The following is a 24,755-nucleotide window of genomic DNA, read 5'->3' as shown; positions in this document are numbered from 1 at the left end:
AGAACCCGGTCCCCGCAAACGCTGGAACCAACTAACCGAGCCTCCAGCAAACCCGGGGCGATTCAACTTGTCCACGCGGTGCGGGGTGTCGAGCGCCAGCCGCAGTGCGCATGCACCGCCATAGGAGTTGCCGACCAGATGGGCGGTGTCCAGTCCGAGGTGATCGAGAAGGGCGCGGATAGCATCGGCCAGAGCGCCGAACGGGTCACTCTGCTCAAGGTTCTTGCTGCTTCGCCCATAGCCGGGCATGTCAGGCACGATCACCCGGAATCGATCGGCCAGCGCCTCGATGTTGCGACTGTAGTTCGACAAACCGGCGGCCCCGGGCCCGCCGCCGTGCAGCAGAACCACCGGGTCGCCTGCCCCGACATCGGTGTAGAAGATCTCGGTCTCGCCATTGACTGTGATTGTGTGCGAAGAGTTTTCAGAGAGTTGCACCAGGTGCTCCTTCATCGTTGGGGTGAGGTTTCCGCGCGCAGTTCCACGGGCGGAGCCGGCAGCGGGTCCCCGGCATCGGCGGCCCCGTAGACGAATCCGTCCGGCCGGAGCACAACCGCAGTCGCGTGCTGGTCGGTGAACCACGCGGTCAATTCGCCCTCGGAGTCGACGACGGCGCCGACCGCCGGGGCCGTTCCGGCGGGTAACACACGCAACCGGCCGACACCGCGGATGTTCCACTCGGGATGGTCGTGACCGTCGAGGCCGACGACCTGCCACTGCCCCTGCAGCACATCATCGAGACGGGTGCGGGTTCCACCTGCGTCGAGCACCCACGGTTGCGGTATCTGACGTCCACGCGCGGGATGGGACTGATCGGCGAACAAGCCGTCGGCGTAATGGGCGTCGGGGATCCACTTGGTGTCCACGATCCATCGCGAAACCTTCGGGAATTTCGACACCAGCCGGAAGATGTGATCGCGCATCCGTGCGGCCCGCGGACGACGTTCGGTGATGATCTTGCCCGCGAACACGGCGTGCGCGGTCGTTTCCCGGACGTGTGGTTCGCGCTCCACCTGATAGCTGTCGAGCGCGGACTCCGGGAGACTTCCGTCGATGACCGCAGCAAGTTTCCAGCACAGGTTGGCGGCGTCACGCACCCCGGAAGCCATCCCCTGCCCGATCCACGGTGGCATCGCGTGCGCGGCATCGCCTGCCAGGAATATCCGTCCTGCCCGCCAGCGATCGGCGACCCGCACGTGGTGGCTGTACACCACCGCGCGCAGGATCTCCACGTTCTCCTCGGTGATTCCCTGACCGCGCAATATCGACCAGATGGCGTCGTGCGTCACCAGATATGTCTCGTCCTCGCCGTCGCGAACCGGGAACTCCCAGCGATGATGGCCCAGTGGCGTCGGGCAATCCACCGTTGGGCGTTCCGGATCGCAGTGAAAGCGGAGACGCGAGCTGCCATCCCAATCCGTGAGCACCTTCGTGTCGATGACGACCCAACGTTCCGTGTACGTGGTGCCCTGGTATCCGATTCCGAGCTGCCCCCGTGTCGCCGACGAACCGCCGTCGGCGGCGATCACATATGACGCCCGCAGACGGACGAAGCTGTCGTCCGTCAGATCGGCGGCGAGGATCTCCACATCGGCCGCACCACTGACGACCTTGAGGCATTCGTGGCCGGTGAGCACGGTGACGTTCGGGTACCGCTCCACCCCGGCACGCAATGTCATGTCGACGGCGGGCTGATAGATGAACTGCTGCGGGGGATGGCCTGATCCGCGGGCCGACGGCTGAACTTCAGCGAACGGTGTGCCCTGCGCGTCGACGAAGGCGATGACGCCACCGGGCAGCATGTCCTGCTGCAGGCGGTCGGCGAGGCCGGCTCGCTGCCAGATGCGCATCACCTCTTCGTCCGTGGAGATTGCGCGCGCACGAGCGTAGACATCCGAATCTCGTTCGAGAACAAGAACATTCAAGCCCTGCTGACCCAAAAGGTTCGCGGCGGTGGCGCCGGTAGGGCCGTAACCGATGATCGCCACGTCATAGTGCGGAATATCGGACACTGGGATCTCCTCTAATCAGGCCGCGCCGCCGGGCAGACGCCACAACCGATCTGTAGTGATCACTACGGTAAGGGCTTGACCGAGGCGCGTCAAGGTTTTACCGTAGTGACCACTACAGTAATTTCACGCACTTCCGAACTGCTTGTGAAGGGTGAACCCAATGGCAGAAACATCGCGGCGACGGCGCGCCAACGGCGAGGCGTCGAGAGCCAAGATCCTTGATGCGGCAACCGAAATCGCCAGCGAGCGAGGATACGAGGGCACCAGCATCGCCCTGGTCAGCAAACGATGCGGGTTACCGGCCAGTTCGATCTACTGGCACTTCGCCGACAAGGACGACCTCATCGCAGCCGTGATCGAACGCAGCTTCGACCGCTGGCTGTCGGCCTGGTCGATGCCAGAGGACGGATCGGACCGCGAGCGCGTGGCCGACATGGCAATGCACGTGGCCAAAGCGCTGCTGGAATCACCTGACTTCCTTCGCCTGGGACTGATGCTCGCGCTGGAACGCCGGCCGGTGGAACCGCGTGCCCGAGAAATGTACGTGCAGGTGCGTGCGCAGGCGCAGACACAGATTCGGGAAGCGGCAACGTCGCTGGCACCCGATCTCGATGACGCCGCACTCGACCAGCTGGCCATCTACGCCATGGCAGGCGCCGACGGTCTGTTCATCGCCAAGGAGATCGGCGGTGACTCCGTGGACTTGATGGCGCTGTTCGACCTGCACGGCCGGATGCTCATCGACGCCGCGGCCCGGCTCTCCGAATCAACGACCGACGAGGTGTCATGAGTACTCCCCTGTCCACCAACGACATCGACGCCTGGGCCGACCGGTTGCACACGGCCCTGACCGACGCCACACCGATTCCTCCGCTGACCGACAGTGTCCCGGACCTGGATCTGGCCGGCGCGTACGCCATCCAGCAGCGGAATCTCGCCCGGCTGCTCGCGGACGGCGCATGCCTGGTGGGCCGCAAGATCGGTCTCACGTCGGCGCCGATGCAGCAATTGCTCGGTGTGGACGAGCCCGACTACGGTTTCGTGCTCGACACCATGGTGCAGTCCGACGGAGGCTCGATTCCGGTGTCGTCCATGTGTGCTCCGCGGATCGAACCGGAGATCGCCTTCCGACTCCACCGCCCGCTGCGCGGTCCGGATGTCGGTGTGGCGGATGTCCTGGCAGCCACCGACGCAGTGGCGGCGGCCCTGGAAGTGGTCGACAGCCGTATCGCCGACTGGCGAATCACCTTGCCGGACACCGTCGCCGACAATGCCAGTTCGGGCGCGGTCGTTCTCGGGCGGTGGGTACCGATCAATGAGGCACCCGACCTCGACGACGTCACGGCCTCCCTGCTGGTCAACGACGAACAGGTGGACCAGGGCTCCGCCACCGCGGTGCTCGGACACCCCGCCGAGGCGGTGGCGTGGCTGGCCAACGCACTGGCCGCCTTCGACACCGGACTGGAGGCAGGAGAGTTCGTCATGTCCGGCTCGATCACCGCCGCTGTCTTCGTACGTGCCGGCGATCACGCCGCCACGGAGTTGTCCGGACTCGGCCGCGCCTCCATCGACTTCACCTGAAAGGCCGACGATGACCACACCGCATCGCTGTCCCGTTGTCATCATCGGCTCGGGAAACATCGGGACCGACCTGATGATCAAGATCCTGCGCAGTGACGGCCCTCTGGAAGTGGTGGCCATGGCGGGCATCGACCCGGACTCCGACGGCCTCGCGCGTGCGGAAAGGCTCGGCGTGGCCACTACCGCCGGAGGCATCGACGGACTGCTCGCCATGGACGAGTTCGCTGATGCCCGAATTGTTTTCGACGCCACATCGGCGGGCGCGCATCGTGGCAACTGGGCCAGACTGAAGGACACGGGTGTCCGGGTACTCGACCTCACGCCGGCATCGATCGGCCCGTTCTGCGTCCCGGTGGTCAATCTCCACGAGCATCTCGACGCACCGAACCTGAACATGGTGACCTGCGGCGGGCAGGCGACGGTGCCGATCGTCGCCGCTGTCGGCGAGGTCGCGCCCGTGGCCTACGCCGAGATGATCTCGTCGATCTCGTCGAAGTCGGCCGGACCGGGTACGCGCGCGAACATCGACGAGTTCGTCGAAACCACGTCGACCGCATTGCGGGTCGTCGGTGGGGCGACACGGAGCAAGGCCGTGATGATCGTCAACCCCGCCGATCCCCCGATTCTCATGCGAAATACCGTGTACTGCCTGGTCGATGGCGAGGTCGACCACACCTCCCTCGAAACCTCGGTCACCGCCATGGTCGAACGGGTGAGCGCCTACGTGCCCGGCTACCGGCTCAAGCAACGGATCCGGTTCGAGACGTTCACCGCCGATGATCCGCTCCACATTCCCGAGACCGGAAAGTTCAGCGGCACCCGGATCACCGTGATGCTCGAGGTGGCCGGTGCCGCCGACTACCTACCCGCCTATGCCGGGAATCTCGACATCATGACGTCGGCGGCGAAAGCGACCGCCGAACGCATCGCAGTCCACTCGATCCGTCCGACAGGAGTTGCATCATGACCACCGCGTACGTCAGCGACGTCACGCTGCGGGACGGCATGCATGCGATCCGGCACCAATACAGCATCGAGCAGGCCGTTCGCATCGCGACGGCGCTCGACGCCGCGGGTGTGGACTCGATCGAGGTGGCGCACGGAGACGGTCTTTCCGGGTCGAGCTGCGTCTACGGGTTCGGTGCTCACACCGACCTGGAGTGGATCGAAGCCGTTGCCGGAGCGGTCGAGCGTGCCACCGTGGCGACTCTGCTTCTGCCCGGTATCGGCACCGTGCACAATCTTCGGGACGCCTACCGCGCAGGCGCGCGCACGGTGCGGATCGCGACGCACTGTACTGAGGCGGACATCTCTGCCCATCACATCGCCGCCGCCCGTGAACTCGGTATGGACACCGTCGGCTTCCTGATGATGAGCCACATGACGACACCGCAGGAACTGACCCGGCAAGCCGCGTTGATGGAGTCCTACGGCGCCACCTGTGTCTACGTCGTCGACTCGGGAGGCGCGATGACGATGCGCGACATCGCCGACCGTTGCGACGCTCTACGCGCACTCCTGAACAGCGACACCGAGATCGGTATCCACGCTCATCACAACCTCGCACTGGGCGTGGCCAATTCACTGGTGGCGGTCGAGCATGGGGCCCGCCGCGTCGACGCGTCGCTCGCCGGGATGGGCGCCGGAGCGGGAAATGCCCCGATGGAGGTCTTCATCGCGGCCGCGTCGCGGATGGGAATCGAACACGGCTGTGATCTCGACGCACTCGAGGACGCCGCCGACGACATCGTCCGCCCACTGCAGGACCGGCCGGTGCGGGTCGACCGCGAGACCCTGACGCTCGGCTATGCCGGGGTCTATTCCAGCTTCCTGCGTCATGCCGAGGAGGCCGCCGAACACTACGGTGTCGACGCGCGCAGGCTGCTCGTGGAAGCAGGCCGCAGAGGGATGGTCGGCGGCCAGGAGGACATGCTGATCGACATCGCGCTCGACCTCGCACCCGAGGAGCATCACCACTGACGGAAATCGACACGGTCGGGGAACCACGCCAACTCACCACAGAGAGGTCCACAACCATGACGATCAACTCCACCACCTCCCCGGACGGCTCCGACGACCCGCCAACCGGTGTCAGCCGCCGGTCGCTGCTCATCAGTGCGGGCGCGGTGGCGGCCGGCGCCACCGTCGCCTCGACGTCCACGCGCGCAAGTGCGGCGCCGGCGCCATCGGGGCGTTACCGGGTCGATCTGCACGCACACTTCCTCCCTCCGGAATACCGTGCGTCCCTTCTTGAACACGGCCACTACACCATTGGCGGCTACCCCACGCCGACGTGGTCACCCGAGTCGGCCATTGACTTCATGGATCGATGGGGCATCCAGTCGCAGGTGCTGTCGGTGTCCGATCCGGGCGTGTCCTTCCTGCGCGGTAAGGAGGCGCGAGACCTCGCCCGATACTGCAACACCTACGCCGCCAAGCTCTTTCGCGCCCATCGCACCCGCTTCGGCGCATTCGCCGTGCTACCCATGCCGGACATCGCGGCATCGATCGCGGAACTCGAATACGCACTCGATACCCTTCATCTCGACGGTGTCGTTCTGCTGAGCGCCTACGACGGCGTGTACCTCGGTGATCCGCGCTTCGAGCCCTTGATGGCGGCGTTGAACCGGCGGAAAGCATTCGTGTTCGTCCACCCCGCCGCCATTCCCGACAACGCCAAACCCTCACTGCCACTGCCGGACTTCCTCGAGGAGTTCACCTTCGACACCACCCGCGCGGCGACGCTGATGCTCGCCGGCGGTACTCTGCGCCGTTACCCGGGCATCCGGTTCCAGCTGTCCCACGCCGGCGGTACGCTGCCGTTTCTGGCCTGGCGCATCGGTGTGCTCGCCGAAACCCCCGTCGGCAACCACTGGCCCGCCGGTGCTCCGCGCCCCTCGGCACTCGACGTGAAGCAACTGATCCGGACCTTCTACTACGACACCGCACTCAGCGCATCGGAATCCGCGATGCGCTCGGTGCTGGCCGTCGCGCCGCGCTCGCATATCGTCTTCGGCTCCGATTGGCCGTTCAGCCAAACCGTGTTCCTCGAAGGCGGTGGCGACCCCGCACCGGGGTTGAGTGATGTCTTCAACCGCAGTCAGCGTTATGAGATCGAACGCCTCAATCCGCTGAAGGAACTGCCCCGTCTTCGGTCAGCCGTGAGTTAGCGGCGGCCGATCTGGTACGGACTCCCTGTCGCGAGGCGTGGGCACGGCAAGTCTGCAGCGTTCCGCTCTACACGAATGCAGTTCGACGGCGTCGATCTATCAGCCGGCTGATCCGCTTTCGAGGCGCGCCAACGCATTCCGTGCCGACTCGAGTTCGTGGCTCAGCTCGTCGATCCGCTTCTCGGCGGCTGCTCGCGCGGAACTGATCGCACCGTCGACGGCGGCGATCGCCGTGTCGTCGCCCAGCTCGCGCACTGCTCGTGCGACCCTGCCCGCGGTGACCTCCGCCGGCTTGCTCTTCTTACTGCCGTGCGCGACCGACACCGTCCACGCGGTCTCCCCGACCGAGGTGATCGTCACGGTCACGGCTGCGGTCTGGGGCTTCGGGCGTCGCGGCGCCTTGGCGACTGTGGGCTGTGTGCCGGGGCGTTCGGGTGAGGGTGACGCTTTCTGTTCCATCGGGGATTTCGCTTGGGGCGCGGCCGGTGTGGATGCGGATTCGCGAACGGAGGGTGCTGTTCGTGCCGCGGCCTTGCGTGGAGGCTGCGCCGGCGTCGTCGCCACACGGGACTTCTGCAGCTCGTCGGCTTCGAACGGCAGTTGATCGTCGACGCCCTTGGGCCGCACGGTGACCGTCGAACCGTCGATCGCCACCACACGTGCCGACGTCCCCGCGGCGAGATCAAGTGACGGCATGGGATCACACAGGTAGACGGTCACCCGCTTGCCCGCAGCAAGCCCCGCGGACAGGCTTTCCAGGTCGTCGGAGGTCAGGCCGGTGCTCTTTCGTGCGCTCACGCCTCAATATTCGCACAGATGTGCGAGTGGGTCACGAGTGGCCGACGCAAACGCGGAGGCTGTCACACTTCCGACGCGCTCGGTGTCCACACGGAAGGTGGTATCGACTCGACAGGAGGACATCGTGAAGGCATTGATCGTGTGCACATCCGTTTCCCACGGCAACACCCGCAAGGTCGCGGAGGTCATCGGTGGCTCGCTGAACGCCGTCGTCATGCCGCCGGAGGACATCGACCCCGCGGAAGTCGCCGACTACGACCTGGTGGGATTCGGCTCCGGGATCTTCCACATGGCATTCCATCCGGACCTCCGGCGGTTCATTCAGGCGCTACCGGTGCACCCCGGCGGCAGGGCGTTCGTCTTCTCCACGCGCGGGTTGCCCGAGTTCCGAATGCGTCCGTACACCCGGCCGCTCGAACGACTCCTCGAGCAGAAGGGGTATGAGGTGTCGGACGGGTTTTCGTGTCGCGCCTTCGACACCTACCTTCCGTTCAAAGCGGTCGGTGGCATCGGAAAGGGACGACCCACCATCGCCGATCTGCACGCGGCGCGGTCGGTCGGCCGACGACTGCGCCGCGACATCGAATCATTGTCATGAGGTTGCCGCGCGGTGGTTTCGGTAGACGGATCATAAGCGATGTGGTACACAGCCGTGATTGATAATCAAGCCACAGCTTTCATTTGTTAGCATTCTCGCCCCGGCGGCTTTACCACCAATGTCGGTGCTACCGTCGAGAAATATGGAGAAGATAGTTGTCATCACCGGTGCCGGTCGTGGTATCGGTCAAGCGATCGGACAGTTGCTCGGTAGTCGCGGTTTCGTGATCGCCGCGCACTACGGTCAGAGTCGTGATGCCGCCGAAACCCTTGTCGAACAGGTGATTCAGGAGAGCGGGAAGGCCTTCGCGTTCGGCTACCGCTTCGACCAGGAGGACGGCGACCCGGGGCCGGGATTCTGGGATTCCTTCGACTCCGCTGCACAGAACGCGGGATTCGACCGCGGAAACAGCATTTACGGCCTCGTCAATAATGCCGGAGTTACCGTTCAGGGCGGAATTGGCGATATGTCATTCGCCGACTATCAGGGTCAAATGTACTTGAATGCCGCGGTTCCCTACTTTCTGATCGGGGCCGCCTCGGATCGCTTCACCGACGGCGGACGTATCGTGAACCTCTCGTCGCAGGTGGCCGCCGATCCCGCTCCCGGACTCGCCGGATATGCGATGAGCAAGCGCGCCGTGGACGCGCTCACCGTCGCGACCGCCCGCACTCTCGGACCGCGGGGAATCACCGTGAACGCCGTGGCGCCGTCACTCACACTCACCGACATGACCCGGGGCTTCCTCGAGTCCAGCCCGGAGGTCGTCGAGGCGACCACGAACAGCACTCCCCTGCGCAGGCTCGCCGAGACCACCGACATCGCCGGCGTCGTCGCGATGCTGTTCACCGACGATGCCCGCTGGGTCACCGGTCAGATCATCGCCGCCACCGGCGGATCCTGACCGTCCCACCACGATCTGACGGCACATCGTTCACCGACAACCGACGAAGGATTGATATACCCATGCCTCGAATCGCCATCGTGGGCGCCGGCATCGGCGGACTCGCGCTGTACCAGGGACTGCGTGCCGACGGGCACGACGTCACCGTGTACGAACGGTCCGCGGACGCCTACACCCGGCCACTGAGCTATGGCCTGCACATCAATGCGTGGGGACTCGACGGTCTCCGCGACTGCCTGCCCGATGAGGCGTGGCATCGCCTGCTCGATTCGTCGGTGCCCGCGCTGGACGTGATTCGCTACTGGGACACCGGCATGACCGACGAGTTCGCCACCGTCGACTTCCGGCAGTGGGCCGGTGACGTCGACCCGGAGCTGTACCGACGGGCGGTGAGCCGCGATGTCCTGCGAGACGAGCTGCTCACCGGCGTGAACGATCGACCCGCGGGTCCCGATTCTCCGGTGCGGTGGGGACATCGACTGACCGATCTCACCCCCACCGACGACGGTTCGGTCATACTGGGGTTCGACAACGGCGAGACAGTGAGCGCGGACCTGGTGGTCGGCGCGGACGGCGCGAACTCGGCGGTGCGGTCGCTGCGCTATCCGGACCTGCATCGGCAGCGTCTGGAGATCGCGTCGATCGTCGGCTCGGTTCCGTTGCAGGACTGGATGAATCGGGATTTCCCCGCCGGCGTCACCGACACCTCGGTGAACCAGGTCGTCGGCACCGAACGGGGATGGCTGTTCCTGTGTGCGTGGCCCGGCCCGGGAGGCGTCGGCGACCCGCGCTCACGAATGGTGTGGGCGTGGTGGGAATCCGCCGACACATTCCCGTACCCGTTGGACGTCGCCGTGCCGACGGCCCTCGACTACATCTCCGAGCAGATCGCCGACTGGGCACATCCGGCCCGGCGACTGCTGTCCGAGACGGCGGCCGAGGCCGCGAACGTGTCGGAACTGACCATCATGCCGCCGATCCCGGAGCTGCCGGACGGCCCGGTGACGCTGCTGGGCGATGCGGTGCACAACGTGCCGCCCACATCCGGGTTGGGAGCCAACGCCGCGATCCGCGACGCGTCCCTGCTTCGCGCCGCGCTGCGTGACGATCCGGTGAAAGCCGTTGCCTCCTATCAGGAAGCCATGCGACGAGCAGGCGACCACGTCATCGCGTTGTCGGCCGCAGCCGCGGGGCCGTTGACGGGCGCGGACCGTCCGGGCTTCATCGCCTGGATGCGCTCCCTCCATGCCGATCCGGGCGCGATGGCTGATGCTTTCGGCCGACAGCTGGACAGCGTCGTCCAGGCGGAGATCCCCGTCCAGTGATCGCGGGCTAGGCACCCGTGGCCATCGCCGGCGCCCCGCCGAGCAGATGTCGTAGTGCGCCACCGAGATCCGGGTTGCGGAAAACATGCTGCCGGGCGGTCAGCACCGCCGGTTCCACGCGCTGATTGGCGAGAGCGAGGTCCTGCGCTCCCTCTCGGCCCAGAAGCAGTGCGGGGCCGAAGTCCGGTACGGGCAGAACGGCCGGACGGTGGACTGCCGCGCCGAGTTCCCGTGTGTACGCGGCGTTTCGCACCACGCCGGGTGCCGTGGCGTTGACGGGACCGGAAAGAGTTGAGTCCCACAGGGATCGGTGATAGATGTCGACCAGGTCGTCGATGCCGATCCAGGACTGCCACTGCGTGCCGGAGCCGAGACGGCCGCCCAGCCCCGCTCGGAACAGCGGCAATTGGAGTTTGAGCGTGCCCCCCTGTGGCGACTGCACGATGCCCGTGCGGACCGTGACGACACGGGTCCCGGCTCCCGCACCGTCGTGTGCCGCACTCTCCCACCGCGTCACAACATCGGAGAGAAAGTCCGGTTCCGCTGGCGGCGTGGAGGTTTCGGCCAGCACTTCCTCACCTCGGTCGCGGCCGTAGTATCCGATGGCGGATGCACTGACGAACGTCGGAACCCCGGCGGCGGCCGCCGCTGCGGCGAGTCGGCGAGTGGGCCCGATCCGGCTGTCCGCAATCTGCTTCTTGTGACTCGGCGTGAAACGGCCGGCGATGCTTGCACCCGCCAGGTGGATCACGGCGTCGACACCGTCGAGGATGCCCGGATCCGGGTTCTCGGGATCCCATGCGCGCTCATTGTCTGTGTGCGGTGTGCCGCGGACGAGTGAGATGACCTGGTGCCCACCGGTTGTGAGAAAAGCGGTCAACGCCGTACCGACGAGCCCGGACGCGCCCGTGACCGCGATCGTCGACGACGAGAACCCCGCATCGGCGGCACGGCGGTGCGCGGCGAGGTCGCCGGCCAGTTGCCGATAACGGAATTCGATGACCTCCGACAGCAACCGTGCAGGCACGGGTGTGTGAATCTCGTCGATCACGCGGGTATGCCGATCGTCGACCGGTTCGAATTCGTGCACATGCCGCCACGGGAACAATCCTGCGGGCAGCGAGCGAATGCCGTCGGCCGCGACCTCATCGACGAAACGCCGACCGGGAACGTAGCCACTCGGATCATGCTTCGCGAACCACTGGAGTCCACCGGGGAGATCGAGAACGGTGACGCCGTCCTCGAGCGACGCCGCCTGGGAGTGCAGACGCATCGGCACCCAGGGAGCCTGGAGCCGAGCGAACGCACCCTGCCGGGAGAACCACGCGAACACCTCGTCGATGGGTGCCTCGATAACCGCTGAACGTCGTATGCCCATGGAATCCACCGTAGAGGTCGCGATGCCGATGCGCGGCGAAGTGCTTAGCCGCGCGAAGAGTGATGGTAGCGTCGGGGACGTCCGCATGTAAGCAATGTGAACATTGCGGACTCCAGGTCGGGAACTGATCATTCACGTCGAACGGAGTAGACATGTCCGAACTCCCCCCGCCCATCACCCCCTACCTCGAACCTGCCGCGAAGGAACTTGCGGACAACACCGACCCCCATCCGCGGATCTACGAGGTCCCGCCGGAGGAAGGTCGCAAGATCCTGTTGGATCTGCAGAGCGACGAGAGTGTCCCCCGCCCTGATGTCGACGAGGAGTGGGTCGACGTCGACGCCGGCGAGTGGGGCACGGTCAAGACGCGCATCATCCGGCCCCGTGGAGTGACCGGCCCGCTTCCGGTGCTCTTCTATATCCACGGCGCCGGATGGGTTTTCGGCGATGACAAGACACATGATCGCCTCTTCCGTGAGCTGACCGTCGGCGCGGGTGCGGTGGGCGTCTTCCCGGTGTACGACCGCGCCCCGGAGAAGAAGTACCCGACCCAGGTCGAGCAGAATTATGCTGTGGGGCAATGGGTTCTGCAGAACGGCGCGGAGCACGGCATGGATACCAGCCGGATCGCCGTCACCGGCGAGTCGGTCGGGGGTTGCATGTCCGCGGTGTTCGCGCTGATGAACAAGGATCGCGGCGGCATCGACCTCAAGGCGCAGGCGCTCCTGTACCCGGTCACCAACGCCGACTTCGATACTCCGTCGTACCTGCAGTTCGCCGAGGGCTATTACCTGACTCGCGAAGGTATGCAATGGTTCTGGGACCAGTACACGACGGACCCGGCACAGCGGGCCGAGAAGTACGCATCGCCACTGCAGGCGAGTCTCGATGAATTGAAGGACCTGCCGCCCACGCTGGTCATCACCGACGAGGCCGACGTCCTTCGCGACGAAGGTGAGCAGTACGCGAACAAGCTTCGCGAAGCCGGGAACGACGTGACCTCGCTCCGCGTGGCGGGCATGGTGCACGACTTCCTGCTGCTCGACAGTCTGCGGGACACCAAGGCGGCGAACATCGCCCGCCAGGTGACCATCGACTTCCTTCGGGACGCCCTGAACTGACCGGGCCAGCACGGCGCGCGGTGGACACACCTGACCGGTGTGTCCACCGCGTCTGTGTCGGCGCACCGATGACGTCGGCCGGGAACATCAGGTGCGGACCTCGCGCACTCATCGGTCACGGCTCTCACGTGGGGCGACGGTTCACGGCCTGCAGTTCGAAGATGCGGAATGGCCGCTCCGGCACACGGTCTTGGGCTATCGCATAGTTCGGCCATCGGGACAGGATCGTCGACCATGCGGTCGCACGTTCGGCGCCGGAGAGGAGGCGCACGGTTGCGGTGAACTCGCCTCGGCCAACTACGACGTAGGCGTGGGTGGCGGCCTTCAGGTTGGCCGACCACGAGGGATGTTCCGGTAGCCCCCAATTGGATCCGACCACCAGGATCCGCTCGTCATCGACGACGGAGTACACCGTAATCGTTCTCAGTAGTCCGGTTCGGCGCCCGGGAACGGTGACCCTGACCGCCTCCATCCCCACCAGATCCATGATTCCGAAGCGCTGGTTCGTCAGCGCGCGGATGACTCGCTCGGTCCTCTCGACCACAGAATGCATCCGCAGAATCAGCCGATAGCACCACGGATGTGCGGAGAGCGCGGCGAGTGGATTCATCGCCGACCTTTGTCCGAAGACCAGGCGGGCCCCATACGCGCTCCCTCCGTCCGTGACCTCACGCTACTCCCGGCGATCGTCGGCGGTCAGCGATCGAACGGTGACGGGTACGGGTTGTCGGTGTCACGTGTGGCTTCGATGCGGTCATGGACGCTGGCGTGAACCGTATCGTCGGGACGCACCCGTCGTGGTCGCCATCCGCCGGCCAGGCGCCACGTCCGTTTGTTCTCCGCTATGACCCCCAGCGCAGTTCCCTCGGGCAGTTCGTCGCCGATGTCAATGTCGAGGACGCGGCGAAATGCTGTGGCGTCCAGCCGGATACCGGCCTCTGCGGCCTCGTGCGCCATCCACGCGAGCGTGATGTCGGGGAGCCGGCTGTCGGCTCGGCATTGTCCGCCCACGTCGCCGTGCACGCCCGCGAACCACACCTCCTGCACGTCCGGTCGTCGGCACGCCTCGGTCGAGAAGCGGTACTCGGCGAACGGTCGGCGACGTTCGTCCAGAGCGAGGGCGTGACGGGCCGTCCGGACGTTGTCCAGATTGGCGGTGAACGGCCAGCGTGCAACCTGAATGTGCCCACGGACATTCAGCCAGCCCACCGATTTCACGGTGTCCCACACACCGAGGAACTGGATCTGCTTCGTGTTGCGGAACGGCGTCGGGAACTGCGGATTTCCGAACGTATTCCGGAATTCGCTGCGCAGGCGCCAGAACTCCCGTCGCGCGTCCTTGTCGGATTCGTCCTGTCCGGTCGACGAACTCGGTGCGGGTCCCGATCGCGTGTAAAGCTTCAGCGCGTACGGCACCAGATTGAGTGCGTCGCCGTGCAGCAACCCGAGGGTTCGAATCATGCCTGTCAATGCGCGCGCCGTGTACGCGCCCCGGGAGAACCCGAACACGAAGATCCGGTCGCCGGGCTGGTAACGCTCGCACAGCCAGCTGTAGGCCTCGGCGATATTGTCGCGAATGCCGAAGCCCGCCACCGTGCCGGCGAGCCGTGTGACCGCCCGACCCGTGCGCGTGAATGCAGCGCGCGATCCCATCGTCCCGACTCCGGGGTCGTAATACACGAGCTGCCGCTCATCCTTGACGCAGATATCGAACAGCCTCGCGACATTGGTGAAACCCGTCTCCGGTTCATTCGTGGTGCCGTCGAGACAGACCACCAGGTTGCGTGACGATGTGATGGTGTCCTCGGTCATTCGATTGCCCTTCGATGAGTTCGTGACCGGACGTCGCGGCGCGCCACCGGATCGGTTTTTCGGCCCAGAAGATGACATCACACAGGGCTTTTCGCATGTCCACGTACGGCATGTGGCAAATCGGCGGATCACGGGGCGGCGCGGACAGCCGGAGAGTGGTTCACTGGAATGATGCGGCGGCGCTGTACCGAGGATCGACATGTGCGACGCGAGGCCGTTTCGTCGAAAGAATACGAGAGGTGATCCACCGTGAGCATCACTGAACGTGGCGCAACCGATACCGATGTCACTGTCGCGGAACGCTTCCGCTCAGTTCGCGGGTTGACCGATCTGCTGTCGTCGCGGTTGTCCGCCGAAGACCAAACGCCACAGTCGATGACCGAGGCGAGTCCGGCCAAATGGCATCGCGCCCATGTGACCTGGTTCTTCGAAGAGTTCATCTTGCGGAGGGATCCGTCGTATGTGGCGTACGACGACACCTACCGGTACCTGTTCAACAGCTACTACGAGGCGGTCGGGGAACGTCACCCACGTCCCGACCGCGGCCTGGTGACCCGGCCCGGCGTCGACGACATCACGCGCTACCGCGAATACGTCGATGCCGCGATGACCGACGTACTGGCACGGGGTGCGCTCGATGACGATGCTCTCGCGCTCATGGAACTCGGCTTCAATCATGAACAGCAGCATCAGGAACTGCTCTTGATGGACATCAAGCATCTGTTCTCCACTATCCCGCTGTCGCCGGGGCCGGTGTACGTCGATCGCGAACCCGATGCCGTCGGCGACAACACGCAGCCCACGTGGCGTTCCGTCGAGGGTGGCGTGATCGAGGTCGGTGCGGACGGCAGCGGATTCGCGTACGACAACGAGGGCCCGCGGCACAAGGTCTACCTCCAGGATTTCGAGATCGCCGAGCGGGCAGTGACGAACCGTGACTGGCTGGCTTTCATGGCCGACGACGGATACCGGCGCCCCGAACTCTGGCTGTCCGACGGCTGGGCGCAGATCAAGCAAACCGGCTGGGAAGCACCGGGTTACTGGCGACGCAACGAGGACGACGCCTGGACCACGTTCACCCTGTCCGGGAGGCGTGAACTCGTCTCCGACGAACCGGTGTTGCACGTGTCGTTCTACGAGGCGGATGCCTTCGCGCGGTGGGCCGGCGGGCGGCTGCCCACCGAGTTCGAATGGGAAGCGGCCTCGTCGCACGTGGCGAAAGAGCGTGGTGAGTTGCTCGATCCGGATCGATGTCATCCTCGGCGAGCAGGCTCGGCGATGATCGGCGACGTCTGGGAGTGGACGGCCAGTGCGTACCTGCCTTATCCGGGGTTCGTGCCTGCCAACGGCGCGGTGGGCGAATACAACGGGAAATTCATGTCCGACCAGCACGTCCTGCGGGGCGCATCCGCCATCACGCCCCGTGGTCACGAGCGCAGCACGTACCGGAACTTCTTCCCCGCAGCGTCGCGGTGGGCGTTCAGCGGATTGCGGCTGGCCCGATGACCACCACGACGTCGTCCGCCCTCGCCGACGATGCCCTCGAGGGCCTGTGGTCCGACCCGCCGCGTCTGCCCACCAAATGGCTGTACGACGAGCGTGGCAGCAAACTCTTCGACGAGATCACCCGCCTGCCGGAGTATTACCCGACTCGCCGGGAGACCGCGATCCTGCGCGAATCGGCTCCCGACATCGTCGCGAGGGCCGGAGCGTCGACGCTCATCGAGTTGGGGTCGGGCACATCGACGAAGACCAGGCTTCTGCTCGATGCACTTCCGCCCGGTGCCACCTACGTGCCGGTGGATGTGAGCGTCGAAATGCTCGAATCCTCGGCAGCGATCCTGGCCGCCGACTACCCCGACCTGACGATCACCCCACTCGAAGCGGACTTCACCGGCGTTCTGCACCTTCCGGAGGCGGCAGGCCCACGGTTGGTGGCCTTCCTCGGCGGGACCGTCGGCAACTTCGACGACGACGATCGTGCCGCGTTCTACGGGCGTCTCGCCGCCGCCATGGCGCCCGGTGACGCGTTACTGCTGGGCACCGACCTGATCAAGGACACCGGACGTCTCACCGCGGCCTACAACGACAAGGCGGGTGTGACCGCGGACTTCAACCGGAACATGATCGAGGTCCTCCGAGCCGAACTGGATGCGTCCGGGCTCTACGCCGACGACTTCGACCACATCGCCCGCTGGAATCCGGTACGCCACCGCATCGAGATGTGGCTCCGCGCACGTCGTGACATCGACGTCGATTTCCCTGGGCTGCAGAGAGATTGGCACCTGAGCAACGGCGCCGAACTCCTGACCGAGATCAGCGTCAAGTTCTCCCCCGAGATGGTCGCCGACGAACTGGCCGTCGCGGGATTCGGCGTCGACACCACGTGGACGGATCCGGCCGGCGACTTCCTGCTCACGCTCGGACGGCGCACGGCCTGACTCTCAGCCGCGCGCTCTGAGGAGTTCTTCCTGCCAGTCCGACGGCACCCGATCGGTCGGTCCCGGGACGCCTTGTGAGAGTGGATGATGCAGCGGCGGAGGCAATTTCGGTCCGCCGACGACCTGTTGGTCGGCGAAGTCCCAGAACCACTCCTCCCCCGGCTCATAGCTCCGCATGTAACGGTGGCCGGTCGACTCGAAGTGCCGGCTGGCGTGTTGCCCAAGCGAGTCGTCACAACACCCGACGTGGCCGCATTCCACGCATCGCCGCAAGTGGAACCACCAACTGCGGGCGGCCTCGCACTCCACACATCCGGGTCCGGAGGGCGGAGGGAATCCCGACGATCCTGATTGGTTCGCTGTCTCACCATCGGCCATGGATCCAACGTAGCGCGCGGGCTCTGTCCTGTGGGGTGGTCCGCGCATGCCCAACCGCCTGAGTGTGAGGGAGGGCTTGACGGCGCCCGAAGTATGGCGAATACTTAGGCGTGTGCCTAAGTATTCGGACGAGTTGGACGCGGTTCTGCGCGCCATCGCGGATCCGACGCGCCGGGCCGTCGTCGAACGGTTGGCGAAGTCGCCCGCCGTCGTATCCGAACTCGCTGCGCCATTCCCGATGGCGCTGCCCTCGTTCATGCAGCATCTGCGCATACTCGAGGACGCGGGAATTGTCTTGTCGGAGAAGGAAGGCCGTGTCCGAACGGTCAGTCTCCGGCCGGGGGCGCTCGATGTCCTGCATCTCTGGCTCGACGAACAGCGCACCCTCCCCGAACGCCATGCCGATCGTCTCGGCATCCACCTGACCCGCACTCTTCCGAAGGAACCCTGACATGACCCGTGTTCGCATCGACCTGAACATTTCGCTCGACGGCTACGCCGCGGGCGACCAGACGCCCGACAACCCCATGGGCGCCGACTGGGACAAGCTCACCTCCGCCTACGCGGCGACGCGCTCGTTCCGCCGTCGCGTCCTCGGTGACACCAGTGGGGACGGGACCACGGGCGTCGACGAGCGTTACGCCGCCGCCTACTTCCAGAACATCGGCGCGGAGATCATGGGCGCCGCGATGTTCGGCTTGCACACCTACCCGGACGACCCCGACTGGACGGGCTGGTGGGGCGACACGCCACCGTTCGGTGTACCGGTCTATGTGCTCACGCATACGGCACCTCGCCCGTCGATCCCGATGCAGGGCGGTACGACCTTCCACTTCCGCAGCACGGCGATCGACGAGGTCCTCGCCGAGGCCACCGCGGATGCGGATGGCCAGGACGTCCGCGTGGGCGGCGGGGTGCGCACGGCGCGCGACTTCCTGCTCGCGGGTCTCGTCGACGACCTACACGTCGCGATCGCCCCGGTGTTACTCGGCGGGGGCACACGGCTCTGGGATGACCTGCGTGAACTGGAGCTCACACACGCCGTCACCTCGGAGGTGGCCGAGAGCGGCACCATCCACGTCACGTTTACGCGATAGGAGCGCACAGATGACCGTCGAACGACGAATGGCGCGTTCGGGATTCACGCTGACTCGCGACTACCCGGTCTCGTGCGAACGCGTCTGGGACGCGTTCGCCGACGAAGATCAGAAACGTTCATGGTGGGGTGCGGGTGATGCCGTCGTACCCGGCGAGTGGATCTTCGACTTCCGCGTCGGCGGCCGCGATGTCGCCGAAGGACAGTTCCACGACGGACCCGTCTCGCGCTACGAGGCCACCTATACCGACATCGTCGACTACAACCGGATCGTCACGACGTACGACATGTGGATCGACGGCGCCCACATGTCGACCTCGGTGGCATCGCTGGAATTCGACACCGTCAACGGCGGCACACGTTTCACCCATACCGAGCACGGGGTCTTCTTCGACCGATTCTGGGACGACGGCCCGAATCGCGAGGCTGGTACACGAGGCATCCTCGACGCCCTCAACGACTTTCTCGGATGACGCGCCACCTCACCCTCTGCTGATCCGATAGACACGTTGTGCGACATCGTGAAACAACTTCTGCGGTTCGGCGGCGTCGCCCAGCACGTCGAGGATCACCTGTGCGCTCGCCGGGATAGTGTGCACAGGTTTGTCGATGGGATAATTCGACGCCCACATCGTCCGGTCGGCTCCGAAGACGTTGTGCAGGTGCGTGATCAGCGGCGCCGCCCGTGCTGCCCGGGGATCTGCCACGTCGAACGGTCGCCGCGGATCGTCGCCGAGTACGGGCATACCGAGCCCACTGTGCTTGGCGACCACATTCGGGAACTCCGCAAGCGCGGCAATGTCGTCGCGCCAGCTGGCCGTGATCTCGGCGCGCTCGCGATCGGTGTGGCCGGTGTCGGTGCCGCGGGCTCCGAAGATCCCGGCCGGCGTGGCGTAATGGTCGACTACCAGGGTGGTATCCGGGTACTCGCGCGCCAGCACAGCGGCGTCGGGCAACTGGTGGGCGTAGATCCAGATCTCGAAACCGAGGCCGCGCGACGCGACGGCCTCGAAGCCGCGCAGAAACTCGTTCTGCCGCAGCAGATGCGGATCGTCGGCGAAGTTCCGCACATCGGGATCCGGATGATTGGCAGCCGAGAGTCGAACACCACGCACGAGATCACTGGCCGACAGGTGTTCGTCGAGGACTGCACCGATGTCGTGCCATCGCGGATCGGCGTGCACCACCACGGCACCGAGCCGCGGTGCACCGTCGACGCCGAACGGCAGCGACGTCACCCACCGGGTCTCGTCCACCGACTCGGCGTGGTCCTCCCCCAGCCATTCGGCCTCGATGTGCACGACCGAGTCGACCGGCAACGGTCCGGCATCCCGTTGGTAGTCCGTCGGCAAATAGGGCTTCAGCAAGTGGTGCGGGTTCCCGACGAACTCACGGTCCCGCCTGGGCAACGCCCACCGGAGCGCACGCGGAACGCGTGGCACCGCCCGGAGTGGGCGCGCCCGGCCCGACACGTGTCGAGGCGTCGTGAACGGGTCCCACTGATGGATGTGCGGGTCGATGACCGAATCGGGCCACGTCGTACTCATCGCCTCATCCTGATCGATGGAACGCGGTCGTGCCGCCGGATTGCGCTCAGATCGTCGAAGGCGGGTCGTCCGTGATCATCGAAGCTTCGCGCCGTACACCCGCTCGACCTTCAGCGACATCAGCACGCGCCGATCCGACACCATGACCGCCCGGTACTCATCCCAGTCCGGGTGCTCGCCCGCGCCGAGGCGGTAGTACTCGACCAGTGCGTCGACCTCGTCGCTCGCCGGATCCGTCGACGGCCCGATGAGGGTTGCGGTGCCCTCGGCGGTCGCCCACGTGTAGCCGTCCGGGCTGGTGAATTCGATGGCCGCCCGCGGGTCGCGGCGGAGGTTCGCGGTCTTCGCCCGTCCCTCGGTCATGGAGACGAAGATCGTGTCGTGCTCGCGGTCGTATACCGACGTCACCGGGGAGAGTTGCGGCATACCGCTCGCCTTGATGGTCGCGAGGACGCCGATGGACGTGTCGGCGATCAGGGTGCGGGGGTCATAGTTGTTCTCGGTCATGATGGCGTCAACGTCGTCGATGACGGGCCGATTCCGGTCTCGACCGGAACGCGCCCGTTTTGTCGGTGCCCGCGCGTACAAAGAAACGATGGAAGACGAGTCACGCGCAGCTCTGGACGCCGAACGGGTGCGAACGGCCGAACTCATCGACTCGCTGTCACTTCGCCTCGCCTCCGTCATCGAGGCCACCGGCGACGAGGCGGCCGACGACGAACACGATCCCGAGGGCACCACCCTCGCCGTCGAGCGAGGACAGTTGGTCGCACAGATCGAGCGGTCACGGGTGCGGTTGGAGGAGATCGACGCCGCCCTGGATCGTCTCGGCGACGGCGCGTACGGACGATGCGAGACCTGTGGTGAGGTCATCGACCCGGAGCGACTCGAGGTCCTCCCGCATGCGCGGCAATGCGTCTCCTGCGCAGTTCGTCACCCATCCCGGCGGTGGTGACGATGCACGTCGAGTGTGCTGTTTGAACTGAAAGTTGACTATCGCCAATAGCTTTCGAGACGGGCAGTCCGTTCGGAGGGTGGACCCGCGGCGATCCCCCTGGTACGAATGGAAGAGCTATGGTTACGCAGACTGAATTTCGTACAACGGTCGACGTCTACCGGACGAGAACGTCTCAGCCCGCGGCAATCGAACCCCGGCCACATCCTGTGGTGTGGGGGCGCAATTCGGGTCCCCTCGATGCCGCGGGCCTTCGCGAGTACGAGTCTCGTGGATATCACGTCGACGAAAAGGCGCTGACTGCAGCGGATATCGACGGTATCCGGTCCGCTGTCGATACAGTCACCGCGGATCTCGGCGATGACCCACGGGTCATCCGGGAGCGGACCAACGGCGACGTTCGGTCGCTGTTCGCCGTCCATGAGCTGAGCGATCTGATCATGGAGATCTGCCGGCGCGATTCCATCGCCGGCGTCGCCCGACAGATTCTGGATGACGATGTCTACATTCACCAGAGTCGTGTCAACCTGAAACCGGGCTTCGCAGGCGGGCCGTTCTATTGGCACAGCGATTTCGAGACCTGGCATGCCGAGGACGGCATGCCGGCACCGCGTGCGCTGAGCGTCTCGATCGCGTTGACGCCGAACTACGAGTTCAACGGTCCGTTGATGATCGTGCCGGGTTCACACAAGCAGTTCATTCCCTGCCTCGGCAGCACGCCGGGCGACTATCACGAGGAATCGCTCTCCTCGTATCGCCCGCCGTTCGGCACGCCGTCGGAGGAGCATGTCGCGACGATGGTCGACGAGATGGGGATCGACATCGTGACCGGCCCCGAGGGTTCCGCTCTCTTCTTCGACTCGAATTGCCTGCACGCTTCCTCAGGCAACATCACGCCGTACCCGCGCAGCAATCTCTTCGTCGTGTTCAACGCGCGATCCAATGCGCTCGTGCAGCCGTTCGCCGCAGCCGAGCCCCGGCCCAAACACCTGGCCACCCGCCCCTGAACGACGTCCGGGTTGCTGTTCGGAACGTCCACAACGGACACCGCTCAGCGAGTTCGATCGCATGGTGCACGCGAGCTCGCTGAGCGGTGATGTCCGTGGAGCCGGTCAGGCCGTCGTGCGAAGGTGATTCAGCACCGGAAGCAGGAAGTCCCGTGCGTACTGTTCCGGCCCGTCGCCGTCGTCGAGGCCCAGTCGCGTCGACGGAATGAGAATCAGTGTGTGATAGGCCCGCGCGACGTGTTCGGCGAATCGGGTGCGCGCCGGTTCGGGCAACTCGTCACCGATCACGAACGACTCGACGAATCCCCGACCGAGGTCCAGCGGGTAGCTGTCGGGAGTGATCACATAGGGCACGAACAGATCCGGGTTGAGCGCCAGGACGGGGCGAACGGCGGGATGTCCACTCAGGAGCCGATAGCCTTCCGCGAAGCCGTGAATCACCCTGTCGTCGATGTCGTCGTAGTCCCCGACCACCGACTGCACCGTGTCGAAGAACGTCGCCAGTTCGGCCTGCACCACGGCTCCGATGAGATCGTCGCGGCCGGTGAAGTGCTTGTAGAGCGTTGCGCGGCCGACGCCGGCACGACGGGCGACTTCCTCCATGGACAGCTTCCGCAAACCGGTATGTCCCGCGAGTGCGACGACCGCGTCGAGGATGCGGGTACGCGTATCGGCCCCCTTGGCGGCGACTGCCTGGTTGACGACCGAGGCCGCGGAACGAACCGTACTCACAAACACCATCGTAACGGTAGACGAATAGACAAATAGTGTCTAACCTTCTCCCCAAGCTGCTCGCGACGTCAGGCGCCGGGGGCACTGCCATCGCCACGGATGCGAAAGGTGTGTGAGAGGTATGACGACCGAACTCGGTTCATCGAGGGAAACCAACGCCGCCGACCGGGATGCCCTGGCCGACCGCCTGATCGGCGGTTCGATGCGGCGGTCCTACAACTCCGAGATCGACATCGACTGGGACGCGCCACAGGACCCGGACCTGTTCTACATGCCGCCCGAGATGATCTCGCTCTACGGAACCCCGCTGTGGGAGAGCATGACTCATCGGGAACGCGTCGAACTGTCCCGACAGGAACTCGGCAACACGCTCACTCGTGCGGTGTGGTTCGAGAACACCCTCAACCAGGGGCTGCTGCGGGCCATGCTGCATCAGGACCCTACGTCCCGGAATGTCCACTACGCGTTGACCGAGATCGGCGACGAAACGCGGCACATGGTGATGTTCGGCCGTACCGTCTCGGCAGTCGGTGTTGTGCCCTATCGCCTTTCGCGACTCGAGGCGATGACGGTGCAACTGTTTCCGTTCTCGTATCGCGGTCTGTTCCTGTGGGTCGCCGCCCTCTGCGGTGAAGAACTGATCGACGACGTCCAACGGAATTTTCTGCACCACCCGGATCTGCAACCGCTCGTCGCCCAGGTGATGCGTATCCATGTCACCGAGGAAGCACGGCATATTCGGTACGCACGCGAGGGTGTTCGGCGTCGTGTGCAGCACGCGGCCTGGTGGGAGCGGCAGTTCAGCGCCACTCTCAACGGCGCAGCCGGTTTCGTCATCCGTCGGCTCATGTACGACAAGCGCGTCTACCGGCGGTGCGGACTCGACGTGCGCGAGGCGATGCGGCAGGCGCGCACCAGCGAACAGGGACGACTGCGCCGCCGCGAGTCCTTTGACGGCCTCCGAGTCTTCCTGGAGGAGAACAAACTCCTGAACCCCGTGTCCCGCGCGCTGTGGCGTCGATTCGGCTTCCTGTGAGTCATATGCACGACGTGGTCATCATCGGTCCGGTGGGCGCGACCGGCCCGGTGATCGGGCTGATCCGGAAAGCCGTTCGCGGAGACATCACGTCGATCTCCTCTGCGCGCGTTCGTCATTCGGCCTTCGATGACGATTCGCATCAGTGGACGATCACCACCGACGACGGGCGCGAGGTCCGTGGTCGCGTCGTGATCGAAGTCGTGGGCGCCCACGCCGCACCGGGCGACGGTGCCGACGCGCCGTATCGTGGTGTCGCCGTTCATGGCCTCCCTAATCGCTTCCTGTTTCCCGAAACGAGGTCCGGTCGCGGCCGCCGACGCGGTGACGTGCAGGCCACGTCGACGGCGAGGTATGTCGCGGCCCTGATTCATGCGATGGAACAACGCGACACCACCCGCATCGAAGTAAAAGCGCATGTGCAACGCCACCACAACAGAGTGTTGCGGCGTCAGCGTGATAACGCGGTAGCACGATGGCGATCCTGGTGGTCGTCGCGTCACCCGAAGCTCGGTGACTACACCTTCAGCCGACTCGACGACGACCACACCGACGACGAATACCACGGTCCGGCCGTCCTCATCGACGAGGAGGGCATCGAGCATCCGGTGACCGCGCACCTGTTGTCCGTGTACCAGCCCGTCGACAACAGTCTGAGGTGGATCGGTCGACTCGATCCGACACCGGCACTGGCGGATCTGCAGGTCTCGGTCAATATTGCGGTGAGCCTGCGGGTGCCCGGACGTCAGGCGGTACCCGCCCTCCTCGTGGACATGGATCCCTGGGGCGGAGCACATATCACCGGCGTCGGTACGTCTCCGTATCCGATCGACCTCGAGGTGATCCTCCCGGAACTTCGCTGAC

The 24,755-nt window shown here is 65.4% G+C and carries 28 protein-coding genes; 18 read left to right on the top strand and 10 right to left on the bottom strand.

Translation table 11 applies throughout. The features are described from left to right. Both AC4JJG_RS19905 and AC4JJG_RS19900 read right to left on the bottom strand, forming a co-directional pair. A partial coding sequence (locus AC4JJG_RS19905) for an alpha/beta fold hydrolase (protein WP_495405802.1) occupies positions 1 to 438 on the bottom strand: 438 nt, incomplete at its 3' end. 11 nt (positions 439 to 449) lie between these two features. Continuing rightward, the gene (locus AC4JJG_RS19900; protein ID WP_495400529.1) at positions 450 to 2,012 is read right to left on the bottom strand and encodes a bifunctional 3-(3-hydroxy-phenyl)propionate/3-hydroxycinnamic acid hydroxylase; all 1,563 of its coding nucleotides are present in this window, start codon (positions 2,010 to 2,012) and stop codon (positions 450 to 452) included. A 160-nt stretch (positions 2,013 to 2,172) separates the two neighbouring features. Between AC4JJG_RS19900 and AC4JJG_RS19895 the strand changes: the two genes are divergently transcribed. The 5 genes from AC4JJG_RS19895 to AC4JJG_RS19875 are packed head-to-tail and all read left to right on the top strand — an operon-like array spanning position 2,173 to position 6,763. Then, positions 2,173 to 2,802, top strand: a complete 630-nt coding sequence (locus tag AC4JJG_RS19895; protein WP_495400530.1) for a TetR family transcriptional regulator — start codon at positions 2,173 to 2,175, stop codon at positions 2,800 to 2,802. Further along, on the top strand, positions 2,799 to 3,593 hold the full coding sequence (locus AC4JJG_RS19890; RefSeq protein WP_495400531.1) for a 2-keto-4-pentenoate hydratase: 795 nt from the start codon (positions 2,799 to 2,801) through the stop codon (positions 3,591 to 3,593). Before AC4JJG_RS19895 ends, AC4JJG_RS19890 begins: the two co-directional genes overlap by 4 nt. A 10-nt stretch (positions 3,594 to 3,603) precedes the next feature. Continuing rightward, a complete protein-coding gene (locus tag AC4JJG_RS19885) occupies positions 3,604 to 4,560 on the top strand; it encodes an acetaldehyde dehydrogenase (acetylating) (protein ID WP_495400532.1) in 957 nt (318 codons plus the stop codon). Further along, a complete protein-coding gene (gene dmpG / locus AC4JJG_RS19880; protein WP_495400533.1) occupies positions 4,557 to 5,573 on the top strand; it encodes a 4-hydroxy-2-oxovalerate aldolase in 1,017 nt (338 codons plus the stop codon). Before AC4JJG_RS19885 ends, dmpG begins: the two co-directional genes overlap by 4 nt. Positions 5,574 to 5,629: 56 nt before the next feature. Beyond that, the gene (locus AC4JJG_RS19875; RefSeq protein ID WP_495400534.1) at positions 5,630 to 6,763 is read left to right on the top strand and encodes an amidohydrolase family protein; all 1,134 of its coding nucleotides are present in this window, start codon (positions 5,630 to 5,632) and stop codon (positions 6,761 to 6,763) included. 99 nt (positions 6,764 to 6,862) lie between these two features. Here AC4JJG_RS19875 and AC4JJG_RS19870 read toward each other — a convergent pair whose 3' ends face one another. Beyond that, positions 6,863 to 7,561, bottom strand: coding sequence for a DUF6319 family protein (locus AC4JJG_RS19870; RefSeq protein WP_495400535.1), 699 nt, complete (start codon positions 7,559 to 7,561; stop codon positions 6,863 to 6,865). A 124-nt stretch (positions 7,562 to 7,685) separates the two neighbouring features. Between AC4JJG_RS19870 and AC4JJG_RS19865 the strand changes: the two genes are divergently transcribed. The 3 genes from AC4JJG_RS19865 (at position 7,686) to AC4JJG_RS19855 (ending at position 10,388) form a co-directional block, all read left to right on the top strand. After that, a complete protein-coding gene (locus AC4JJG_RS19865) occupies positions 7,686 to 8,159 on the top strand; it encodes a flavodoxin family protein (RefSeq protein ID WP_495400536.1) in 474 nt (157 codons plus the stop codon). Positions 8,160 to 8,301: 142 nt separating this feature from the next. Next, complete coding sequence (locus AC4JJG_RS19860) at positions 8,302 to 9,063, top strand: SDR family NAD(P)-dependent oxidoreductase (protein ID WP_495400537.1); 762 nt, start codon at positions 8,302 to 8,304, stop codon at positions 9,061 to 9,063. Between the two features lie 62 nt (positions 9,064 to 9,125). Beyond that, the gene (locus AC4JJG_RS19855) at positions 9,126 to 10,388 is read left to right on the top strand and encodes an FAD-dependent oxidoreductase (RefSeq protein WP_495400538.1); all 1,263 of its coding nucleotides are present in this window, start codon (positions 9,126 to 9,128) and stop codon (positions 10,386 to 10,388) included. Between the two features lie 7 nt (positions 10,389 to 10,395). Here AC4JJG_RS19855 and AC4JJG_RS19850 read toward each other — a convergent pair whose 3' ends face one another. Then, the gene (locus AC4JJG_RS19850; RefSeq protein ID WP_495400539.1) at positions 10,396 to 11,766 is read right to left on the bottom strand and encodes a TIGR01777 family oxidoreductase; all 1,371 of its coding nucleotides are present in this window, start codon (positions 11,764 to 11,766) and stop codon (positions 10,396 to 10,398) included. A gap of 152 nt (positions 11,767 to 11,918) precedes the next feature. Here AC4JJG_RS19850 and AC4JJG_RS19845 point away from each other — a divergent pair, with 152 nt between their 5' ends. Beyond that, entirely contained in the window at positions 11,919 to 12,887 is a 969-nt protein-coding gene (locus tag AC4JJG_RS19845; protein ID WP_495400540.1) for an alpha/beta hydrolase, read from the top strand. A 124-nt stretch (positions 12,888 to 13,011) separates the two neighbouring features. Here AC4JJG_RS19845 and AC4JJG_RS19840 read toward each other — a convergent pair whose 3' ends face one another. Both AC4JJG_RS19840 and AC4JJG_RS19835 read right to left on the bottom strand, forming a co-directional pair. Continuing rightward, positions 13,012 to 13,497, bottom strand: a complete 486-nt coding sequence (locus tag AC4JJG_RS19840; protein WP_495400541.1) for a nitroreductase family deazaflavin-dependent oxidoreductase — start codon at positions 13,495 to 13,497, stop codon at positions 13,012 to 13,014. 86 nt (positions 13,498 to 13,583) lie between these two features. Further along, complete coding sequence (locus AC4JJG_RS19835; RefSeq protein ID WP_495400542.1) at positions 13,584 to 14,699, bottom strand: T6SS phospholipase effector Tle1-like catalytic domain-containing protein; 1,116 nt, start codon at positions 14,697 to 14,699, stop codon at positions 13,584 to 13,586. A gap of 249 nt (positions 14,700 to 14,948) precedes the next feature. Here AC4JJG_RS19835 and egtB point away from each other — a divergent pair, with 249 nt between their 5' ends. Beyond that, entirely contained in the window at positions 14,949 to 16,205 is a 1,257-nt protein-coding gene (gene egtB / locus AC4JJG_RS19830) for an ergothioneine biosynthesis protein EgtB (protein WP_495400543.1), read from the top strand. Then, complete coding sequence (egtD, locus tag AC4JJG_RS19825; protein ID WP_495400544.1) at positions 16,202 to 17,140, top strand: L-histidine N(alpha)-methyltransferase; 939 nt, start codon at positions 16,202 to 16,204, stop codon at positions 17,138 to 17,140. Before egtB ends, egtD begins: the two co-directional genes overlap by 4 nt. 3 nt (positions 17,141 to 17,143) lie before the next feature. Here the strand turns inward: egtD and AC4JJG_RS19820 are convergent, their stop codons facing one another. Next, entirely contained in the window at positions 17,144 to 17,518 is a 375-nt protein-coding gene (locus AC4JJG_RS19820; protein ID WP_495400545.1) for a UBP-type zinc finger domain-containing protein, read from the bottom strand. Between the two features lie 112 nt (positions 17,519 to 17,630). Here AC4JJG_RS19820 and AC4JJG_RS19815 point away from each other — a divergent pair, with 112 nt between their 5' ends. From AC4JJG_RS19815 to AC4JJG_RS19805, 3 genes are read left to right on the top strand one after another with little or no spacing between them, the layout of a single operon-like run. After that, entirely contained in the window at positions 17,631 to 17,969 is a 339-nt protein-coding gene (locus AC4JJG_RS19815) for an ArsR/SmtB family transcription factor (RefSeq protein WP_495400546.1), read from the top strand. Between the two features lies 1 nt (position 17,970). Next, entirely contained in the window at positions 17,971 to 18,615 is a 645-nt protein-coding gene (locus AC4JJG_RS19810; RefSeq protein WP_495400547.1) for a dihydrofolate reductase family protein, read from the top strand. A 10-nt stretch (positions 18,616 to 18,625) separates the two neighbouring features. Continuing rightward, positions 18,626 to 19,087, top strand: a complete 462-nt coding sequence (locus tag AC4JJG_RS19805; protein ID WP_495400548.1) for an SRPBCC domain-containing protein — start codon at positions 18,626 to 18,628, stop codon at positions 19,085 to 19,087. A 9-nt stretch (positions 19,088 to 19,096) separates the two neighbouring features. Here the strand turns inward: AC4JJG_RS19805 and AC4JJG_RS19800 are convergent, their stop codons facing one another. Together AC4JJG_RS19800 and AC4JJG_RS19795 are read right to left on the bottom strand one after the other, a co-directional pair. Further along, on the bottom strand, positions 19,097 to 20,161 hold the full coding sequence (locus tag AC4JJG_RS19800) for an amidohydrolase family protein (RefSeq protein WP_495400549.1): 1,065 nt from the start codon (positions 20,159 to 20,161) through the stop codon (positions 19,097 to 19,099). Positions 20,162 to 20,236: 75 nt separating this feature from the next. Then, complete coding sequence (locus AC4JJG_RS19795) at positions 20,237 to 20,668, bottom strand: PPOX class F420-dependent oxidoreductase (protein ID WP_495400550.1); 432 nt, start codon at positions 20,666 to 20,668, stop codon at positions 20,237 to 20,239. Positions 20,669 to 20,756: 88 nt separating this feature from the next. Here AC4JJG_RS19795 and AC4JJG_RS19790 point away from each other — a divergent pair, with 88 nt between their 5' ends. Both AC4JJG_RS19790 and thpD read left to right on the top strand, forming a co-directional pair. After that, a complete protein-coding gene (locus tag AC4JJG_RS19790) occupies positions 20,757 to 21,116 on the top strand; it encodes a TraR/DksA family transcriptional regulator (protein ID WP_495400551.1) in 360 nt (119 codons plus the stop codon). 119 nt (positions 21,117 to 21,235) lie between these two features. After that, on the top strand, positions 21,236 to 22,123 hold the full coding sequence (gene thpD, locus AC4JJG_RS19785; protein ID WP_495400552.1) for an ectoine hydroxylase: 888 nt from the start codon (positions 21,236 to 21,238) through the stop codon (positions 22,121 to 22,123). Between the two features lie 105 nt (positions 22,124 to 22,228). Here the strand turns inward: thpD and AC4JJG_RS19780 are convergent, their stop codons facing one another. Further along, positions 22,229 to 22,855, bottom strand: coding sequence for a TetR/AcrR family transcriptional regulator (locus AC4JJG_RS19780; RefSeq protein ID WP_495400553.1), 627 nt, complete (start codon positions 22,853 to 22,855; stop codon positions 22,229 to 22,231). A gap of 121 nt (positions 22,856 to 22,976) precedes the next feature. Here AC4JJG_RS19780 and AC4JJG_RS19775 point away from each other — a divergent pair, with 121 nt between their 5' ends. Then, positions 22,977 to 23,891 carry an AurF N-oxygenase family protein gene (locus AC4JJG_RS19775; protein ID WP_495400554.1) on the top strand — a complete coding sequence of 305 codons (915 nt, stop codon included), beginning with the start codon at positions 22,977 to 22,979 and terminating at the stop codon, positions 23,889 to 23,891. 5 nt (positions 23,892 to 23,896) lie between these two features. Further along, entirely contained in the window at positions 23,897 to 24,754 is an 858-nt protein-coding gene (locus tag AC4JJG_RS19770) for a DUF4873 domain-containing protein (RefSeq protein ID WP_495400555.1), read from the top strand. Position 24,755 lies beyond the last annotated feature (1 nt).

The sequence above is a fragment of the Gordonia sp. B8661-1 genome, from assembly GCF_059427765.1.
The sequence above is the reverse complement of the archived record's forward strand: the minus strand, read 5'-3'. Positions and strand labels throughout refer to the sequence as shown.

Excerpts from the sequence above, each read along its gene's own strand:
- AC4JJG_RS19885 (WP_495400532.1), top strand. The coding sequence starts at position 3,604 with ATGACCACACCGCATCGCTGTCCCGTTGTCATCATCGGCTCGGGAAAC.
- AC4JJG_RS19790 (WP_495400551.1), top strand. The coding sequence starts at position 20,757 with ATGGAAGACGAGTCACGCGCAGCTCTGGACGCCGAACGGGTGCGAACG.
- AC4JJG_RS19840 (WP_495400541.1), bottom strand. The coding sequence starts at position 13,497 with ATGAATCCACTCGCCGCGCTCTCCGCACATCCGTGGTGCTATCGGCTG.
- AC4JJG_RS19820 (WP_495400545.1), bottom strand. The coding sequence starts at position 17,518 with ATGGCCGATGGTGAGACAGCGAACCAATCAGGATCGTCGGGATTCCCT.
- AC4JJG_RS19770 (WP_495400555.1), top strand. The coding sequence starts at position 23,897 with ATGCACGACGTGGTCATCATCGGTCCGGTGGGCGCGACCGGCCCGGTG.
- dmpG (WP_495400533.1), top strand. The coding sequence starts at position 4,557 with ATGACCACCGCGTACGTCAGCGACGTCACGCTGCGGGACGGCATGCAT.
- thpD (WP_495400552.1), top strand. The coding sequence starts at position 21,236 with ATGGTTACGCAGACTGAATTTCGTACAACGGTCGACGTCTACCGGACG.
- AC4JJG_RS19855 (WP_495400538.1), top strand. The coding sequence starts at position 9,126 with ATGCCTCGAATCGCCATCGTGGGCGCCGGCATCGGCGGACTCGCGCTG.
- AC4JJG_RS19805 (WP_495400548.1), top strand. The coding sequence starts at position 18,626 with ATGACCGTCGAACGACGAATGGCGCGTTCGGGATTCACGCTGACTCGC.
- AC4JJG_RS19875 (WP_495400534.1), top strand. The coding sequence starts at position 5,630 with ATGACGATCAACTCCACCACCTCCCCGGACGGCTCCGACGACCCGCCA.
- AC4JJG_RS19795 (WP_495400550.1), bottom strand. The coding sequence starts at position 20,668 with ATGACCGAGAACAACTATGACCCCCGCACCCTGATCGCCGACACGTCC.
- AC4JJG_RS19810 (WP_495400547.1), top strand. The coding sequence starts at position 17,971 with ATGACCCGTGTTCGCATCGACCTGAACATTTCGCTCGACGGCTACGCC.
- AC4JJG_RS19800 (WP_495400549.1), bottom strand. The coding sequence starts at position 20,161 with ATGAGTACGACGTGGCCCGATTCGGTCATCGACCCGCACATCCATCAG.
- AC4JJG_RS19850 (WP_495400539.1), bottom strand. The coding sequence starts at position 11,766 with ATGGGCATACGACGTTCAGCGGTTATCGAGGCACCCATCGACGAGGTG.
- AC4JJG_RS19890 (WP_495400531.1), top strand. The coding sequence starts at position 2,799 with ATGAGTACTCCCCTGTCCACCAACGACATCGACGCCTGGGCCGACCGG.
- AC4JJG_RS19895 (WP_495400530.1), top strand. The coding sequence starts at position 2,173 with ATGGCAGAAACATCGCGGCGACGGCGCGCCAACGGCGAGGCGTCGAGA.
- AC4JJG_RS19845 (WP_495400540.1), top strand. The coding sequence starts at position 11,919 with ATGTCCGAACTCCCCCCGCCCATCACCCCCTACCTCGAACCTGCCGCG.
- egtD (WP_495400544.1), top strand. The coding sequence starts at position 16,202 with ATGACCACCACGACGTCGTCCGCCCTCGCCGACGATGCCCTCGAGGGC.
- AC4JJG_RS19775 (WP_495400554.1), top strand. The coding sequence starts at position 22,977 with ATGACGACCGAACTCGGTTCATCGAGGGAAACCAACGCCGCCGACCGG.
- AC4JJG_RS19835 (WP_495400542.1), bottom strand. The coding sequence starts at position 14,699 with ATGACCGAGGACACCATCACATCGTCACGCAACCTGGTGGTCTGTCTC.
- AC4JJG_RS19860 (WP_495400537.1), top strand. The coding sequence starts at position 8,302 with ATGGAGAAGATAGTTGTCATCACCGGTGCCGGTCGTGGTATCGGTCAA.